This is a genomic window from Frankia sp. CeD, assembly GCF_000732115.1.
Taxonomy (GTDB): domain Bacteria; phylum Actinomycetota; class Actinomycetes; order Frankiales; family Frankiaceae; genus Frankia; species Frankia casuarinae.
Map to the genome: position 1 here is coordinate 1 of NZ_JPGU01000097.1, position 2,919 is coordinate 2,919.

The following is a 2,919-nucleotide window of genomic DNA, read 5'->3' on the forward strand; positions in this document are numbered from 1 at the left end:
TAACCACGAGCCAGCCCCGGACCCGCAAGATAAAGCTCACCGACCACCCCCGGCGGCACCGGCTGCAGCAGATCATCCAGCACATAGGTCCGGGTGTTGTCCAGCGGATGCCCGATCGGCAGCGGCCCGGGGACCTCCTCCCCCGGCCGGATGTCGAACACGGTCGCGCACATGGTGATCTCGGTCGGGCCGTACAGGTGCCGCACGACGGTGTCCGGGCACGCGGCCGCGACGCGAGCGACGGCGGTGGCGCTGACCACGTCCCCGCCGGTCAGCAGCTCGGGCAGCCCGGCGAAACAGCCGGGGTCCTCCTCGGCCAGCGCCGCGAGCAGACCGGCGGTCACGTGCACGGCCGTCAGCCCGGCACCGGAGATCAACTCGGCCAGCCCGGCGGCATCCAGCGGTCCCGGCGGGGCGATCACGACCTGGCCGCCCGCCAGCAGCGGCACCCACAGCTCCCATGTCGAGGCGTCGAAGGCGTGCGGGGCGTGGAACAGCACGCGCTGATCAGCCCCGCCGGACCAGTGCCGGTCGGCGGCCAGGGAGACGNCCCCGGCGTGCGTCACCGCCACGCCCTTCGGTACGCCCGTCGATCCCGAGGTATACATCACGTACGCTAGGTCGCCGTGGCCTGCCACGACGTACGGCGGCGTCAGCGGCGGCCCGGACAGCACCCAGTCGCCCACCGGCACCACGCCCACGCCCGGCGGCGCGGCGANCCCCGCCGAGGCCACCACCACACCGGTCCCGGCCAGCACCTGCGCCACCCGGGCCGAAGGCCACTCCAGGTCGACCGGCACGTAGGCCGCGCCCGCCCTGAGCACCCCGATGAGCACCGCCACCAGCTCGGCCGAGCGCTCCAGCGCCACGCCGACCAGGTCACCCGGCTGTACGCCCGCCACCGCCAACCTGTGCGCGACCCGGTCCGCGGCCTGCGCCAGCCGCGCGTACGACAGCCGCACATCTCCTGCCGCCACCGCCACCGCGTCCGGGCGGGCGGCCACCTGGGCATCGAACGCCGCGGTGAGCCTGGTGTGGCCGAGGGGTACGCCGGTGTCGTTCCACTCGCCGACGATCCTGGCCCGCTCCGCGTCGTCCAGCACGTCGACCTGGCTGACCCGCAGGTGCGGGTCGTCCGCGACCGCCTCAACCACCCGGACCAGCCGTACGACGAGGTCCTCGGCCGTCCGCCGGTCGAACAGGTCGGCCGAGTAGTGCAGTTCCCCGTCGATGCCCGCCGCCGCGCCCGCCTCATCGCGGTACTCGGCGAGGTCGAAGGACAGGTCGAACTTGGCGGTGGCGGCCTGCGACGGCATCACCTGGGTGTCGAGACCGGCCAGGTGCCACTCCCGCTGCGGGGTGCTCCGGAAGCCGAGCATCACCTGGAACAGCGGGTGGCGGGCCAGGGATCGGGCCGGGTGAAATTCCTCGACCAGCCGCTCGAAGGGCACGTCCTGGTGGGCGAAGGCGGCCAGGTCGCCCTCGCGGACCCGGCCAACGAGTTCGACGAAGGTCGGGTCACCGCCGACATCGGTGCGCAGGACGAGGGTGTTGATGAAGAAACCGATCAGGTCGTCCAGCGCGGCGTTCCCCTGGCCGGCCACTGCCGTGCCCAGCGGGATGTCGCTGCCCGCGCCCAGCTTGGACAGCAACAGCGCTACGGCCGCCTGCACCGCCATGAACAGCGTCGCAGCCTGGCCCCTGGCCACGTCGGCCAGGCGGGCGTGTGTCCGCGCGCCGAGCCGGATGGGCACGGATCCGGCCTGGAAGCCGGGCAGGGCGGGGCGGGGCCGGTCCACCGGCAGGTTCAGCTCGGCGGGCAGGTCGGCCAGCGCCTGCCGCCAGTACGCCAGGTGCGCGTCCGACCGGTCCTCGCCGGCCGCGACCTCGCGCTGCCAGATGGAGTAGTCGGCGTACTGCACGGGCAGCGGCGCCCACGGCGGGGCCTGCCCGTTCCGCCGCGCCGCGTAGGCCGTGGCCAGATCCCGGGCGAACACCCCCATCGACCAGCCGTCCGCGGCGATGTGATGGACGACGAGTGACAGCACGTGGCTGCCGTCGGGCACGGCGAACAGCGTGGCCCGTACCGGCAGGTCGCGGCTCACGTCGAAGCCCCGGGTGGCCTCGGCCGTCAGCCGGCTGGGCAGCTCGTCCTCGTCGGTCGGTACGACCACAGGCGTGGGGCGTGCGGCCTCAGCGGTCAGGATCTGCTGCCGCGGGATGCCGTCGGGGTCGGGGAACACCGTCCGCAGGCTCTCGTGCCGTGTGACCACGTCGCCGAGCGCGGCCCACAGCGCGGTCCGGTCCAGGTCGCCGCGCAGCCGCAGCTGCACCGGGATGTTGTAGAGCGCCTCGCCGTCCTCGAGCCGGTTGAGGAACCACATCCGGGCCTGGCCGAACGACAGCGGCACCGCCTCGGGCCGTTGCACGGGCGCGAGCACCGGCTCGTCGGCCGCCGGGTCGCCGCCGGCCCGCACCAGCGTGGCGACCCCGGCGGGTGTCGGCTCGGCCATCAGCTCGCCGATGGTCAGCGCCGTCCGCAGCAGGTTCCTGATCCGTGCGATCAGCTGCATGGCCAGCAGGGAGTCACCGCCGAGGTCGAAAAAGTCGTCGTCGGCCCCGACCCGCTCCAGGCGCAGCACCTCGGCGAACAGGGTGCACAGCGATTCCTCGACCGAGGTGCGCGGCTCCCGGCCGGTCACCAGGCCGGCGAAGTCGGGGGCGGGCAGGGCGGCACGGTCGACCTTGCCGTTGGCGGTCAGCGGCAGCGCGTCGAGCACGACCACGGCTGAAGGGATCATGTGGTCGGGCAGCAGGCCCGCCACGAAGTCGCGGATCTGGACGGTGTCGAGCACCTCCCCCTCGGAGGCGACGACATAGGCGACCAACCGTTTCTGCCCCGGCTCATCCTCACGCACC

General features: G+C 73.6%; 1 protein-coding gene. It reads right to left on the reverse strand.

Annotated features, from left to right (window positions below):
- The coding region (locus tag CED_RS20990) for a condensation domain-containing protein (protein WP_035913658.1) at nt 1-2,919 on the reverse strand (2,919 nt) is incomplete at both ends.